At 52.5% G+C, this 14994-nt stretch carries 11 protein-coding genes; 4 read left to right on the forward strand and 7 right to left on the reverse strand.

Annotated features, from left to right (window positions below; genetic code table 11):
- Window positions 1–28 precede the first annotated feature (28 nt).
- Window positions 29–1873: a flavohemoglobin expression-modulating QEGLA motif protein gene (locus NEV57_RS09805; RefSeq protein ID WP_257658146.1), complete on the reverse strand. Its 1845-nt coding sequence runs from the start codon at window positions 1871–1873 to the stop codon at window positions 29–31.
- Window positions 1863–2660: an N-formylglutamate amidohydrolase gene (locus tag NEV57_RS09810; protein ID WP_257658147.1), complete on the reverse strand. Its 798-nt coding sequence runs from the start codon at window positions 2658–2660 to the stop codon at window positions 1863–1865. The genes NEV57_RS09805 and NEV57_RS09810 overlap by 11 nt, the downstream gene beginning before the upstream one ends.
- Window positions 2661–2879: 219 nt before the next feature.
- On the opposite strand from NEV57_RS09810, the gene NEV57_RS09815 reads away from it, so the two are divergent.
- The 3 genes from NEV57_RS09815 to NEV57_RS09825 all read left to right on the forward strand — a co-directional run bounded on the left by NEV57_RS09815 (window position 2880) and on the right by NEV57_RS09825 (window position 8873).
- Window positions 2880–4076, forward strand: a complete 1197-nt coding sequence (locus tag NEV57_RS09815) for an efflux RND transporter periplasmic adaptor subunit (protein ID WP_257658148.1) — start codon at window positions 2880–2882, stop codon at window positions 4074–4076.
- A 101-nt stretch (window positions 4077–4177) separates the two neighbouring features.
- Complete coding sequence (locus tag NEV57_RS09820) at window positions 4178–7357, forward strand: efflux RND transporter permease subunit (RefSeq protein ID WP_257658149.1); 3180 nt, start codon at window positions 4178–4180, stop codon at window positions 7355–7357.
- Between the two features lie 34 nt (window positions 7358–7391).
- Window positions 7392–8873: an efflux transporter outer membrane subunit gene (locus NEV57_RS09825; RefSeq protein WP_257658150.1), complete on the forward strand. Its 1482-nt coding sequence runs from the start codon at window positions 7392–7394 to the stop codon at window positions 8871–8873.
- On the opposite strand, the gene NEV57_RS09830 is transcribed toward NEV57_RS09825, so the two are convergent.
- The 3 genes from NEV57_RS09830 to NEV57_RS09840 all read right to left on the reverse strand — a co-directional run bounded on the left by NEV57_RS09830 (window position 8832) and on the right by NEV57_RS09840 (window position 10122).
- Window positions 8832–9404, reverse strand: a complete 573-nt coding sequence (locus tag NEV57_RS09830) for a thioredoxin family protein (RefSeq protein WP_257658151.1) — start codon at window positions 9402–9404, stop codon at window positions 8832–8834. The genes NEV57_RS09825 and NEV57_RS09830 overlap by 42 nt on opposite strands.
- A gap of 83 nt (window positions 9405–9487) precedes the next feature.
- Window positions 9488–9841, reverse strand: coding sequence for an MmcQ/YjbR family DNA-binding protein (locus NEV57_RS09835; RefSeq protein ID WP_257658152.1), 354 nt, complete (start codon window positions 9839–9841; stop codon window positions 9488–9490).
- Between the two features lie 59 nt (window positions 9842–9900).
- Entirely contained in the window at window positions 9901–10122 is a 222-nt protein-coding gene (locus NEV57_RS09840; protein ID WP_257658153.1) for a hypothetical protein, read from the reverse strand.
- Between the two features lie 221 nt (window positions 10123–10343).
- Here NEV57_RS09840 and dnaK point away from each other — a divergent pair, with 221 nt between their 5' ends.
- On the forward strand, window positions 10344–12269 hold the full coding sequence (gene dnaK / locus NEV57_RS09845; protein WP_257658154.1) for a molecular chaperone DnaK: 1926 nt from the start codon (window positions 10344–10346) through the stop codon (window positions 12267–12269).
- A gap of 61 nt (window positions 12270–12330) precedes the next feature.
- Here the strand turns inward: dnaK and NEV57_RS09850 are convergent, their stop codons facing one another.
- Window positions 12331–13242, reverse strand: a complete 912-nt coding sequence (locus NEV57_RS09850; protein WP_257658155.1) for a nucleotidyltransferase family protein — start codon at window positions 13240–13242, stop codon at window positions 12331–12333.
- 173 nt (window positions 13243–13415) lie between these two features.
- Entirely contained in the window at window positions 13416–14957 is a 1542-nt protein-coding gene (locus tag NEV57_RS09855; RefSeq protein WP_257658156.1) for a helicase HerA-like domain-containing protein, read from the reverse strand.
- Window positions 14958–14994 lie beyond the last annotated feature (37 nt).

Below are 14994 nucleotides of genomic sequence, written 5' to 3' on the forward strand. Positions count from 1 at the left end.
TTGCGTGAGTTAACGATAAAAGGGTTAATTAACCGATCATTTTAAAAATGCTGCCACCGTTTTTGATATCATCCAGCCGGTCGATGAATGGTTTATCCAGAAACCTGGGGCGCAGTGGCGACGGATTAAGCAGGCCGCGGTGCATCAGTTCCTCGATGACCGGCAAATAGTCCTGCCTGATTTTGCCAACAAGCAGTTTGGTGATATCCTTTCCCTGCTTAATGTACTCGATGACGTTGAGCAGGCCCTTCAGGTATACCGCATCCTTGGTGAGCCCTCCGCCGCGGTATACCCGCATGGCAATATGAAATGCTGTTTCCGACTTAAACTGATATTTATCCGTCAGCATAAAAAAAGTATCCGAAAACGAATTGCCGGCAATCATGTGGTATACGGCCACCACGCGTGCCGCAAGTATACGGATCCGCTCATTGGTAAGCCCCCCGACCAGGTATTCCGCAAGTACGGCAAGTCCTTCCTGCAACTGTTCATAACCCGGTACGCCCAGGTAAAACAATTTTAGCGGCTGCGCCATCCCGTTGTAGTAGGTTACCACATGCGTACCGATCTCATGCTGGACCAGCGCAAATGCCCGGGCCCGGGAAATCCTGTACCGGCTGCTGACATTCAGCGTGCCCCGGGAAACCATCACCCCTTCCACATCTTCCCGGATCCGGACGGCCGTCGATACCTGTCCGTACTGCTGTTTTAAGAATTGCAGTTCGGTTTCAGCCAGGCTGGCAAACTCGGCTGCCTGCAGCATTTCACGCTGTTTCGGCAATTCGCTGGGTTCGGCGGCGACCAGTATGGCGCGGGCCGTCTCAAGCAGGCTTTCCTCGATATTTCCGAAAAGCTGCTGGCTGCTGTAGAGGAAATCGGGCTTCTCCCGCTCACCGAGCATGTTCAGCATGCGGTCGATCTCCTTCCGCTTGTCGCGGAACAGATACGCAAGTGTCGGGTCCGAAATGTGCTCAATAGGCAGGTTGTACAGTTTGCGTTTAATCAGCTCGGGGTCTATCGGCATCGGACGGTAGTGGAACGAAGGTGTCCCGAGGTACTTGCTTTTGGAAAAGCCGGCCCACTCCTCTTTCACGTTGATCGGTGTTACCAGCAACAGAAAATCAAACAGCTGGGTATACTCGGCCAGCTTGTCATCAATTTCCCATACCAGTTCATGCAGCTCCGTCGTTCCCAGCATTTCAAAATGCGCCGCATTGTACGATGTCTGCATGCGCACAAATTCAAAAAAGCTTTTTTTCAGTGCTTTGCCAAACCCTTCACGCAGTTCCCGCAGGATCAACGGGTAAGGCAATCCGGTTTGCTGGTCGATGTAAATGGGGGCGATTTCAAGGCCGATCAGGATAATCTCACTTTTACGGGCTTCCTCATTGCCCATCAGCGCATCATAGTAAGGCGGCGCAGGCATTTTTTTCTCCCGCTCCAGCACGGCCTCCATCTTGCTGCTCTGGCTCAGCCGGATTTCCTGCAATTCGTTCCGCAGTTTTTCGGCCACCGGCAACGCGCTTTTCTGGTTCAGGTGAATGGTAAATGCCGCAGCATCCGCCTGATCCGAAAGCCATACCTCAAGCAGCATGAAGCCGCCAAATTTATCGGCCAGGTTATTGGCAATCGTTTTGATCGTCAGCCGGGTCGATTCATCATCCGGGTGAGCGGACGAAACCAGGTATGCCGATTCCGTTTCGCCGAGTGTAGGCGTAAATGTGTCTTCAGCCCCGGGCGGTATCCGATAAACCAGCAAAAAAGGCACCGGGCGATCCAGGTGCAGTTTTCCGCCATTCGGCAGGTCCATATGCAACGGGTTACCCTTTTTGAGTTTGTCGGCAATACGGTTGATGTATTTTTCAGTGGTCATCGGGCCTTTCCTTTTGCTTTTTATCAAGCATATCCAGTAAATACGGGATACTGCACTGCAGCAGCTGTTTCAAGTCGTTCAGGTGCTGTATGTCCACCCTGCCGGTCCATTCGTCCATAAATACTTTTTTAAACTCCAGCGATAAAACACAACCGTACGATCCGTACCGATCATTTATCCATTCCGAGAATCCACCGCCGCCAAATTTGATATTCTCCCGTACGTCAGCCTGGTGATTGCCAATCCGGTGGTGCGTTAAAAAATGGGTGAAACGCTCGCCGAAGGTTTTCCATATTCCATGATTGTGTGCCGTCCCGATATTGATTTCCGGGTTTTCCGCCGGATCGGCTTCGGCATCGGGCGATTCGCGCCGGTAATTGTAACTGTGGATATCCAGCACCACAAAACCACCAAATGCCGCTATCGTGTCGTCCAGCAGCGCAGCTATATCCCCGTAAAAGGCATCGTATTGCTGCAACAGTTCCTGACACAGGGCGTCGGGCAGCTCCGGCTGCCAGACCTGCAACCCCCATGCGTCCTCGGGCCGGTGGTATATAGCGCTGTCGCGACGGCGGTTTAAGTCGAGCTGAAACCGCGATGTCCGTACCGTTACCCGGTTCACGGGCAGCATGGCCAGGTAATCCGTGTACGGGTCCTCTTCCCGAAAACGTTCATGTTCCTGCAGGGTTAGGTACGCACGCAGTGCGCGGTCAACAGTATGGCCATCGTGTATCGCCGCAGCGACAATGGGACTTTGTGCCCTTGTTATCGAATAGTGTAACTTCATATCCGTTATTCCGATGGTTCATCATCCCCTCCCGTTGACTCCGTAATCGAAAATAGTAACACACAAGCTACCTAAATGTTTGATCGTGTCCGGATGGCCGAGATGAACCTTGGCATGTATTCTGACTTTACCTATAACAACCGCGGCTTACTGAATTGCGGCAACAGTATCATCATTAACAACAGTACCAGCTATTAGAACATTAAACGAAAAACAGCTATGAGCATCAAAATCGTAAATAAAAACAACACACTAATAATCAGCATATTAATAGGAATATCCAGCTTTAATTTTTCGAGCTGTACCATCGGATCGTCCAAAACGAACGAACGGGAACAGGCTGCGCTGGCGTTGCCCGTACACGTCGTCGACACGTCCACAGCCATTACCGTAAGGGACTATCTGGGAACGATAGAAGGCACAGCCAATGTAGAAATACGTCCACAGGTTGAGGGCATTTTGGAAGAGATTTACGTGGATGAGGGAGCCTTTGTAAAAAAAGGTCAAAAACTTTTTAAGGTCAATCCGCTGCCTTACCAGGAGCAGCTCAATAATGCGATCGCCAGTGAAAATGTAGAGAAGGCCAAGCTGGAAAATGCCAAGCTGGAAGTCGAGCGTTTACGGCCACTGGTAGTGAATGAAGTAATTTCAGAAGTGCGGCTCCGTACAGCTAAATCGGAATACGATGTAGCCAAAGCGTCGCTCGACCAGGCCACTGCCGCCGTTGCCACGGCACGGATTAATGTGGGATTTACCACCATAAAGGCACCGGTAAGCGGCTACATCGGACGGATTCCGAAACGGATCGGAAACCTGGTTACCAAAAGCGATTCGGAACCCATGACCGTATTATCCGATACGCACGATGTATTTGTGTATTTCGCCATGAGCGAATCGGATTTTCTCTACTTCAACAAAAGACAGAATCAGCCGGAAACGGAAAAGACCGCGCAGGAAGACACATTGGGCAAATCGAAGTCGTCCGACCTGATTCCTTACGTATCACTCGTGTTGGCTGATGGAGAAACCTATCCGGAAAAGGGTGTGGTTGACGCGGTCAATGGACAGGTAAACCGTACCACCGGAGCCATATCCCTGCGCGCTACATTTCCCAACCCTGATAATATCCTCCGCTCCGGAAACAGCGGCACGCTGAAGATGGAAGAAAGCCAATCCGGCGTATTGTTAGTCCCCCAGGTTGCCACAACCGCTTTACAGGACAAAATATTTGTCTATACACTGACACCGGAGAACACCGTAAAACAACGAGCGATTAAAGTGGGAGGAAGCAGCGGTTCCAATTACATCGTGGAGGCGGGCCTCCAGGTGGGCGACCGGATTATCCTGACCGGTTTTGATAAGCTTACCGACGGCATGGAGATTCAGCCCATTATAAAAAACCTCTCGGGCAGTTAGTACACCTGGCTTCTTACTGATTTTTTAACAGCTTTTAATATTGCCGTGCGCATGTAACAGCCTCCCTCGGGCTATTGCGCAGGCAGAACAAGTTACTTTTTATGCTGAAAACATTCATCAACAGACCGGTCTTAGCTACCGTAGTATCCACGTTGCTCGTCATCATCGGGCTGGTTAGTATGTGGCAGCTGGCCATTACCCGTTTTCCGGAAATTGCCCCGCCAAGTGTTACGGTATCCACGTCTTATCCCGGTGCAAATGCCGAAACGGTGGCCGGTGCCGTGCTCCTGCCCATTGAAGAGGCGATCAACGGCGTGCCCGACATGACGTACATCCGTTCGTCGGCCACCAACTCCGGGTCGGGCAATATCAATGTCTTTTTTGAAACCGGAACCGATCCAAACCAGGCAGCGGTGAATGTACAGACCCGTGTTTCAAAGGCCAACGCCAATATTCCCGCCGAGGTAATCGAATCGGGCATTACCGTAGAGCCCCGGCAGAGCGGGATCATCATGACCATCGACATCTACAGCGATCACCCCGATACGGTATACGACGAAACATTCCTCCAGGCTTATGCACAGATTAATCTCATGCGTGAGCTATCACGCGTGGATGGCGTCGGGCAGGTCAGGCGCGTCGGCGCGCGTGACTATTCCATCCGTACCTGGCTGAACCCCGAAAAGATGGCACTCTACGGGTTGGTGCCCCAGGATGTGACCGCTGCAATACGCGACCAGAATTTCGAGATCGCTCCGGGTAAATTCGGTGAAACCTCAGATGAAGCTTTTGAAACCATTCTCCGGCACAAAGGCCGGTTTACGCTGCCTGAGGAGTTCGAAAAGATTGTCATCAAAACCAATGAAGATGGGTCAGTACTCTACCTCCGCGACATTGCCCGGGTTGAACTGGGCGCTACTAATCTCGGGAGCGACAACAAGGTAAACGGGTATCCCGGACTAACGCTGAATATCATCCAGACATCCGGCTCAAATGCGCGGGAAATTGACATTCAGATCAGGGATGTGCTGGAACGGCTATCCGGAAATTTTCCGGATGGCATCCACTACAACATCAGCTACAGTGTACGCGACCAGATTGACGAGTCGATCAGCCAGGTACAGCACACTATTTTTGAAGCCTTTATCCTGGTCTTTCTCATTGTATTTATTTTCCTGCAGGATCTCCGTTCTACGCTCATACCCGCCATCGCGATACCGGTATCGCTCGTCGGTACGTTCTTTTTCCTGCAATTGTTCGGGTTTTCGATCAATGTGCTGACCATGTTTGCCCTCGTGCTTGCGATCGGGATTGTGGTCGACGACGCCATTGTGGTCGTCGAAGCCGTACACCAGAAAATGGAACGGACCACCCTCGGCCCCCGGAAAGCCACCCTGTCGACCATGGGCGAAATTACCAGTGCCATCCTTTCCATCACCATGGTCATGGCCGCGGTATTCTTTCCTGTGGGCTTCATGAGCGGGCCATCGGGTATATTCTTCCAGCAGTTTGCCTATACGCTGGCCACGGCCATCCTGATATCAGCACTGAATGCCCTCACCCTTACGCCCGCACTTTGCGCGCTGCTGCTCAAACGGCCGAAGCACCTGGATGAACAGGCACCCGACGCCCCGCAGGAAAAACAGGCATTATCGGGAGTGAACCGGCTTAAAGACCGGTTCTTCACGGCATTCAACACAGCCTTCGATTCCTTTTCCAGCAAATACATCGGGTCATTGCATTTCCTGATCAAACGGAAGGCACTCAGCATCGCGGGATTGGTAGTCATCACGCTACTGGGCATCTGGGTGATGGGCCGGACACCATCGAGCTTCATCCCTACGGAAGATGACAGCTTCATCACCTATTCCATGGCCATGCCACCGGGAGCCTCGCTCGCCCGTACAACAGACGCATTGGCCAAGGCCGACAGCATTCTCCAGCAGCGCGAAGCAATTGAGGGAATGACGACGGTTTCCGGTTATAACGCCATTGACGCGAGTGCCAGCTCCGCATTTGCTGTGGGGTACATTAACCTCAAGCCCACAAAGGAGCGGGGCGAAATCCGGAACATCAACGCCTTTATGGATACCATACGCAAGGACCTGGAACAGATTAACGAAGCCTCATTCAGCGTATTCCCAAGACCTACCGTACAGGGATTCGGTGATTTCTCCGGCCTGGAGTTTGTGCTGCAGGACCGGATGGGCGGGTCTATGTATGATTTCGGGCTGGCAGCAGATTCGTTCATCACCATCCTGGAAGGCCGGAAGGAAATCGCATCCGCCTACACGACCTTCAACGCCAACTTCCCCCAATACGAACTGGCCATTGACCCCGTGAAGGCAAAAGCCCTGGGCGTGGATGTCAACGACCTGATGCGTACCGTCCAGGGGTATTACGGCCGTGTGCGGGTGAGCGATTTTAACCGGTTCGGGCGGCAGTACCGGCTGTACATGCAGGCCGATTTCGAATACCGCCAGAATCCGGAATCATTCAAGTCCATCTTTGTTCGCAACGACAAGGGGGAAATGGTGCCGGCCAACACACTGATCACCCTGAATAAGGTGATGGGGCCCGAAATCGTAAACCGTTATAACCTGTACAATGCCATTGCGATCAACGCCAGTCCTGCGGAAGGTTACAGTACCGGCGAGGCCATGGACGCCATGGAAGAAGCGGCAGCCGAACACCTGCCGGCAAATTACAGCTATGAATGGACGGGAATGAGCCTGGAAGAACGGCAATCGGGCAGTCAGACCACGCTGATTTTCACACTCAGCATCCTGTTTGTCTATTTCCTCCTTGCGGCACAGTATGAAAGTTACATCCTGCCGCTGGCCATTTTACTGTCGGTACCCGTGGGATTAATCGGTGTTTATGCCGCCGTAAACCTCGTGGGACTTGAAAACAACATTTACGTGCAGGTCGGGCTCATCATGCTGATCGGCCTGCTGGCCAAGAATGCCATCCTTATTGTGGAATTTGCTGTGCAGCAACGCCGGGCGGGACTGAGCATTCTAGAGTCGGCAATTGAAGGCGCGCGCATGCGTCTGCGCCCGATCCTGATGACCTCCCTGGCATTTGTGGCCGGATTGATTCCGCTGATGTGGACCGTCGGCCCTTCCGCCCAGGGTAATCATTCCATCAGTTTCGGTACGGCCGGCGGGATGCTGGCCGGCGTTACGCTGGGTATTTTTATTATCCCCGTCTTGTATGTGATATTCAAGCACCTCGACGAACGGGTTAAAAACAGGCTGAAAACGGAAGACGAAGACTGAGGGGCGGACCATTGAAAAATAAAATAATGAACAGATGAAACAATCCAGTATGCAATATAGCCGATTAGCGTTGCTTTTTATTCCGCTGCTCGTCGCGTCGTGCAACGTAGGGAAAGATTATGTCCGACCGGATCTGGATCTGCCGGATACGTACCGGCAGGCCGATAGCCTGAACAGCGACACCACCCATATCGGCGATATCCCCTGGCGCGACTTTTTTACTGACAGCACCCTGGTCGGACTGATTGATACCGCCATCGCCAATAATTATGACATGCAGGCGGCGCTGAAAAACATCGAGATCGCCAACCAGTCGCTTCGGCAGTCGCGGGCGGCTTTCCTCCCCGAAGTGGAGGCACAGCTTGGCGGTGTCAATCAGCAGTGGCGGTCGCGTGATTATTATTCCAATCCGTCGTCCAACTGGTACGAACGGCCCGGCGAGGGCGAGCCACCCGAAAACCTGTATCGATTGCAGTCGCAGTATTCTTCCGAAATCAATGTCAGCTGGGAGCTCGACATCTGGGGTAAAATACGCCGGCAAAAGGAAAGCGCGCTGGCCGAATACTTACAAACCTATGAGGCCCGGAAAGCCGTGCAGACCGCACTCGTTGCGGCCATTGCCGATGGTTATTACAACCTGCTGATGCTGGACGAGCAGCTGGAGGTGGCGCGGCGCAACCTGCAATTAAACGACAGTACGTTACACATTGTCAAATTGCAGCGCGATGCGGGAGAGGTAACTGCCCTGGCTGTACAGCAGACAGAGTCGCAGATGCTGGTCGCCGCCTCATTAATCCCCCAGTTGGAACAGGAAGTCACCGTACAGGAAAATACACTGATGGCCCTGACAGGACGAATGCCGCGGGATGTTGTGCGCTCCGGCCGGCTGGATGATTTTGTTACCGAGGATAACCTGGCGTCAGGTGTTCCGCTGTCTATGGTAGCCAACCGGCCCGACGTGCGGGAGGCCGAACTGGCCCTCCGGTCGGCCAACGCACAGGTGGGGGTAGCCCAGGCTTACCGCTACCCTGCATTGACCATCAATGCTTCGGGCGGACTGAATGCGATGTTACCGCAGAACTGGTTCAATATTCCGGGTGCACTCTTCGGCGGAATTATCGGCGGGGTTACGCAGCCGATATTCAGTGGACGGCGGTTGAAAACCCAGCACGAAATCGCCAGGCTGGAGCGTGATAAAGCGGAGCTTGGTTTCCAGCAGGTGGTGCTCGATGCCGTTAACGAGGTAACCAACGCACTGGCCATGATAGACAAGTTACATGAACAGTATGAAATTGCGGAAAAGCGGGTAACTACTTCCCGTTTGGGGGTTAAAAATGCAAACCTGCTCTTCCGGAGCGGTTACGCAACCTACCTGGAGGTGATCACTGCCCAAAGCAGTGCACTTACCAGTGAATTGGACCTGGTGGCTGTAAAACAGCAGCAGCTGAATGCCAAAGTAGCGCTATATAAGGCGTTAGGCGGTGGGTGGAAGGATGTCCGTGAGGATAACAGTTAGCTCGGCCTGCAGGGATTTTCCCTTATCGTTATTGTACCAGTGCTGCAGGTCGGTCTTCACCCGTTCGAAATCCGCACCGGTCGCCAGCAGCTGCTGATACACCTCCTGGCATGCGGCCGGCCGTGGCCCCCAGGTAGCCAGGTCTTCGCCGGCGCTGTTCCGGATGATCAGTTTCGGAATGGATTTACTCCCGGCGGTAAGGTATTCGTTGATCCGGAAAGGCGCGGAATCGCGCAGCTCGTAGGTCACTGAAATCAGTGGGTTATGCGTACTGGCGAGGTGCAGGAAAGGCAGGGAATGTGCCGCGTCGCCACACCAGGGTTCCGTAATCACGATCCATTGCTGTGGATGGGAAATACGCGTTACCGCGTCAACAAACGCTGGATCCAGCTGCCCTTTCTTTAGCCAACGGTTCATCCTCGACCAGTTGAGCCGCGTATAATCAAGGTACTCGGGACGATCATAAGGTGCCGGTGGCTTGGGGTTATTCAGGATGCGTCCGAACTCGGACAGGTAAGCGGTAAAATCCATAACAATGTGCTATTTGCTGCGCTGCAAAAATACGCATTGCCGATGAGCGGCCGGTCTTGCCAATGTCAAAACTGGTGCAGCAGCTAACGCAGCATCTCCCGGTCTTTCCGGGGCAGCCCGGCCACCACCAGGTCGTAGCTATGGTCAATAAACCGGGCTAATGTCCGGTCATCCAGCTCACCGTTACACACAACGGTGTTCCAGTGCTTTTTATTCATGTGATAGGCGCCTGACACCGAATGCGGATGCTGTTCGCGCAGTTCCAGCGCATACGCCGGATCGCATTTTACGTTAAACGACAGGGGCTGGCTATCCATCCCGGTCAGGAGGAAGATTTTTCCCGTCACCTTAAACACCAGGGTATCCGGTCCGAATGGACAACCCTCCGTAACCCCGGGCTTCCGGAGGCAGTAATCACGCAATTGTTCGATGTGCATGGGCGAGTTTACTAATGAACATCAATTATACGGAAAAAGCAGCAATCCAACCAGCGGTCTCAGTTGTTTTCCACATTCCGGTCGCTTCCTATCCGTCGTATATCCGGGAGGTGTTCGAGTGCGCTTCGACTGTTCTTCGAGACTGGTTCGAGGCTTCTTCGAGACTCGTTCGACCCCTGTTCGACTCCGCTTCGGGGCTGCTCGGCATGCAATCCGTTGCGTTCCGAAGACGTTCGAGGGATCCCCGAAGAAGCCTCGAACCAGTCTCGAACGATAGTCAACGCAGGCCGCAAGACGACTGCAATGTCGGTCGGGTACAATATAGCAGATTACGCAGCATTCCATGCTGCAAAAAATGACACAATGTCAGGATTCTGTAACCCGACCTGTACTTTATACGTTAAACTGCAAATAATTGGCACGGTACAGGGATTGGCACAGCCATTGATACACATTAAAAGGTAAAATTTTGTTCATCAACGTATAAAAGGAAAATTAAGATATGTCAAAAATTATTGGAATCGACTTAGGGACTACCAACTCCTGCGTAGCCGTGATGGAAGGCAACGAGCCGGTAGTGATCACGAACAACGAAGGAAAGCGCACAACACCGTCTATTGTGGCTTTCGTGGAGAATGGCGAGCGCAAAGTGGGAGATCCTGCCAAACGTCAAGCCATTACTAACCCCAAAAAGACCGTATATTCCATCAAACGGTTTATGGGAACTACCTACGATGAGGCCAGCAAAGAGGCTAACCGCGTACCGTACACCCTTGTTAAGGGCGACAACAACACCCCCCGGGTGGAAATTGACGACCGCAAATATACGCCTCAGGAAATTTCTGCGATGATTCTGCAGAAGATGAAAAAAACCGCTGAGGATTTTCTGGGCCAGGAAGTAACTGAAGCCGTGATTACCGTGCCGGCTTACTTTAACGACGCCCAGCGGCAAGCAACCAAAGAAGCCGGTGAAATTGCAGGCTTGACCGTAAAGCGCATCATTAACGAACCTACGGCCGCTGCACTGGCTTATGGATTGGACAAGGCCAATAAAGACATGAAAATTGTCGTGTTTGACTGCGGTGGCGGTACCCACGACGTTTCCGTGCTGGAGTTGGGCGATGGGGTATTTGAAGTAAAATCCACGGATGGCGATACGCACCTGGGTGGTGACGACTTTGATCAGGTTATCATCGACTGGCTGATCGACGAATTTAAAAGCGAAAACAACGATTTCGACCTCAGCAAAGACGCGATGGCGCTGCAACGGTTGAAAGAAGCTGCTGAGAAGGCCAAAATCGAACTGTCAAGTTCCTCTTCCACGGAAATTAACCTGCCGTACATCACGGCCGACCAAACCGGGCCCAAACACCTGGTGCGCACATTAAGCCGTGCGAAATTTGAACAGCTGGCGGACGGGTTGATCAAACGTACCATTGATCCCTGTAAATCCGCATTGAAAAATGCAGGCTACTCTCCCGCCGATATCGATGAGATTATTCTGGTGGGTGGTTCCACCCGTATTCCGGCCATACAGGATGCCGTAAAAAAATTCTTTGGCAAAGATCCGTCAAAGGGTGTAAACCCGGACGAGGTAGTTGCGCTCGGCGCCGCTATCCAGGGCGGGGTATTGACCGGAGAGGTGAAGGACGTATTGCTCCTGGACGTTACCCCACTGTCATTGGGTATTGAAACCATGGGCGGTGTAATGACCAAACTGATTGAATCGAACACCACGATTCCGACGAAAAAATCGGAAGTGTTCTCCACCGCGTCTGACAACCAGCCTTCAGTGGAAATCCACATTCTGCAGGGCGAGCGTCCGATGGCCGCGCAAAACCGCACCATCGGCAGGTTCCACCTGGACGGTATTCCACCCGCACCGCGCGGCATACCACAGATCGAAGTAACGTTTGATATCGATGCCAATGGTATTCTGCATGTATCGGCCAAGGATAAAGCTACCGGCAAGGAACAGAAGATCCGTATTGAAGCTTCTTCCGGCCTGTCGGACGACGAGATCAAGAAAATGAAGCAGGAAGCAGAAGCCAATGCCGAATCCGACAAAAAGGCGAAAGAGGAAATCGACCTGCTGAATGCAGCGGATGCGCTGGTTTTCTCCACCGAAAAGCAACTGAAGGAATACGGCGACAAGATCAGTGCCGACAAAAAAGCACCGATCGAAGAAGAGCTGAAAAAATTGAAGGATGCGCATGCCGCCAAAGACTTCGCTGCGATTGAAACAGCGCAGGCTGCACTGCAAAATGCCTGGAATGCGGCTTCGGAAGAATTGTACAAGGCGTCACAGGACGCAGCAGCTTCCGGACAGCCAGCCGGTGATGCCGGTGCCGGACAGCAGGCAGGCGGTGGCACGGATGATGTGACCGATGTGGAATATGAAGAAGTGAAGGACGACGATAAAAAATAGTCGGACGAACTGATAAAAACAAGCCCCGCAGAAATGATCTGCGGGGCTTTTTGCTTTAGCGTTAAAAAAGCTTTTCAGGATAAACACCGTCCCGGACCAGCCGGGCAATGCTTTCCTGTACAATGGGTTTATCCTCCTGATAGGTTACACCAAACCATTTTTCCGAGGTGGGCAGTACCTTAAACCGTGCTTTACCGCTTTTAATAAGCGCGTCAGCTACCAATGGAATGAAGAACTCTGCCTTGGGGTTGTGTTCATTTGCAGCTACAAAATCTTTGAACAGGGCCTCGGTTTCCGCGAAAACCGCCGGCGTGAATCCCCAGAAGTTCATGGATACACGGCTGCTCCGCGGTAATTCGGTTTCCTTGCCATCTTCCTCGTAAAAGATCCGCTTCTGTCCGTCCACGTCTTTAAAATAGACCTTGATGCGCTCATCAATACCGGTCATGTTGCCCTCATCGTCCACCTGGCAGACCCCCCTGGACACCGAACCATAGTCTGAAAGTGTCTTATCTATCTGGTATCCCATCAGGGAAAAGGTATCATCTTTTACGCCGGCTGTCAGGAATTTCGACATTTTTTCGAATGCTTCGTAGCCATAAAAATCATCGGCATTGATCACGCAGAAAGGCTCGTTGATCTGGTTACGTGCGGAAAGTACTGCGTGGGCAGTACCCCAGGGTTTAGCCCGTTCGATTTCCTTATCGATGCCAAAAGGCGTAAGGTCAAAATCCTGAAACACGTAATCAGTGGCGATCCGGCCGTTCAGTTTCGGCTCAAAAATATCACGGAACTTTTCCTCAAATTCCCGGCGGATAATAAAACTGATTTTGCCGAAACCGGCGCGTATAGCATCGTAAATGGAGTAGTCGATAATGGTCTCTCCATTGGGGCCAAAGGCATCAGTCTGTTTCATGCTCCCATAACGGCTCGCCATTCCGGCGGCAAGAATCAATAATGTCGGTTTACTCATGTTTAACTAATGTATGTTTTTAAAGCAATAAACGGAATTTTCCATCGATTGTTGCCAAACTTAGGCAAAGTTGCTTCGATATGCAAACGATAATCGCAGGATAAAAACCAACGGGAATAAATCACGCTGCAACCCGTTAAAACCCCGCTTTTAGCGGCAATGTACCCCTTCTGTTACCGCTTGCGGCGGAACATGGCGGCCAATATGCCGTTTGCAATCCTGCCGAGCAGCTTTACCCCTTCGCGGGCCAGGGTTGCCGAGGCCGCTTTGGTCGCGGCTTCCATCGGGGTTTGCCGGGTACTTCCCCGCCGGGCCGTTGGTTTTGTGCCTGTGTTTCCCTCCCGGACCTCTTCCGCTTCCCGGGCTCCCTCCCGCTCATCCAGCATCTCGCTGGCACTGCGCCGGTTTACCGTTTCATGATATTTGGCATAAAAAGGCGAAGCATTAACCAGCTGCTGGTAGGCAGTCCCTTCCAGGGGCCCCATCACAGCGCGGGGCGGGATCAGGTGCGTGGCCACTACTTCGGTGGGAATTCCTTTTTCGTTGAGTACCGTAATCAGCGCCTGTCCCGTTCCCAGGGAGGTAAGCGCACGGTCTATTTCGTAAAAATCGGAATGGGGATAAGTACGTACCGTCTTGCGGAGTGCTTCGGCATCGTTTGGTGTAAACGCCCGTAGCGCATGCTGCACCCGGTTTCCCAGCTGGCCCAGTACCGTTTCGGGGATATCCGTCGGTGCCTGGGTACAGAAGAATACACCCACCCCCTTGGAGCGGATCAGGCGGACAATCTGCTCAACCTGCGAGAGGAACGGCTTGGGTGCGTCTTTGAACAGCAGGTGGGCCTCATCAAAGAAAAACACGAGCTTGGGCTTATCCAGGTCGCCTACTTCCGGAAGGTTCCTGAACAGCTGCGCTAAAAGACTCAGCAAAAACGTCGAGAACAGAATCGGCTGGTGCTGAATATCCGAAATATTCAGCAGGCTGATGACACCTTTTCCGTCGACACGCTCAAACAAGTCCTGGACATCAAATTGCTTTTCGCCGAAAATATGGGCAACGCCCTGTTGTTCAAGCGCAACTATTTTCCGTAGAATGGCACCGGAAGTGCTGCCACTGATGCGGCCGTAGGTCGCTTTAATCGCTTCGGCCCCCGGCCCGTCTGAAAGATAGGCCAGTAGTTTCTTTAAATCCGCAAAATCCACCAAAGGCATCTGCTCATCTTCGGCATATTTAAAAAGTGCGGCCAGCACACCGGTCTGCGTATCGTTAAGCTGCAGGATCCGGCCCAGCATTACCGGACCGAAATCTGTCACGGTGATGCGCATCGGGTTGCCTGTCTCTCCCGACAGGGAAAATAATTCAACCGGGAAGCCGGCAGGTACGAAGGGCCATTTTAATGCTTCCCCCCGCTCGACCAGCGCGGGATTCGATGCGCCCGGCTGATGCAGCCCGGACAGGTCACCCTTCACATCCAGCATGAATACTGGCACACCGGCATCCGAGAGCTGCTCGGCAATCAGTTGAAGTGTACGGGTTTTCCCCGTTCCGGTGGCACCGGCAATGAGCCCATGCCGGTTCATCATTTTTAACGCCAGGTTTACTTTGGCATCGGCAACAACCCGGCCATCCAGGATTCCCGCACCGAGAAAAATAGCAGCACCCTTCGGGTGGTAGGAGGTGGTAATTCGCGTTATAAATTGGGTTTGATCACTCATGGGGTTAAACTATACTGAAACTAACATTTAAAACAAA

It is taken from the genome of Parapedobacter lycopersici (assembly GCF_024643285.1).
Taxonomy (GTDB): domain Bacteria; phylum Bacteroidota; class Bacteroidia; order Sphingobacteriales; family Sphingobacteriaceae; genus Parapedobacter; species Parapedobacter lycopersici.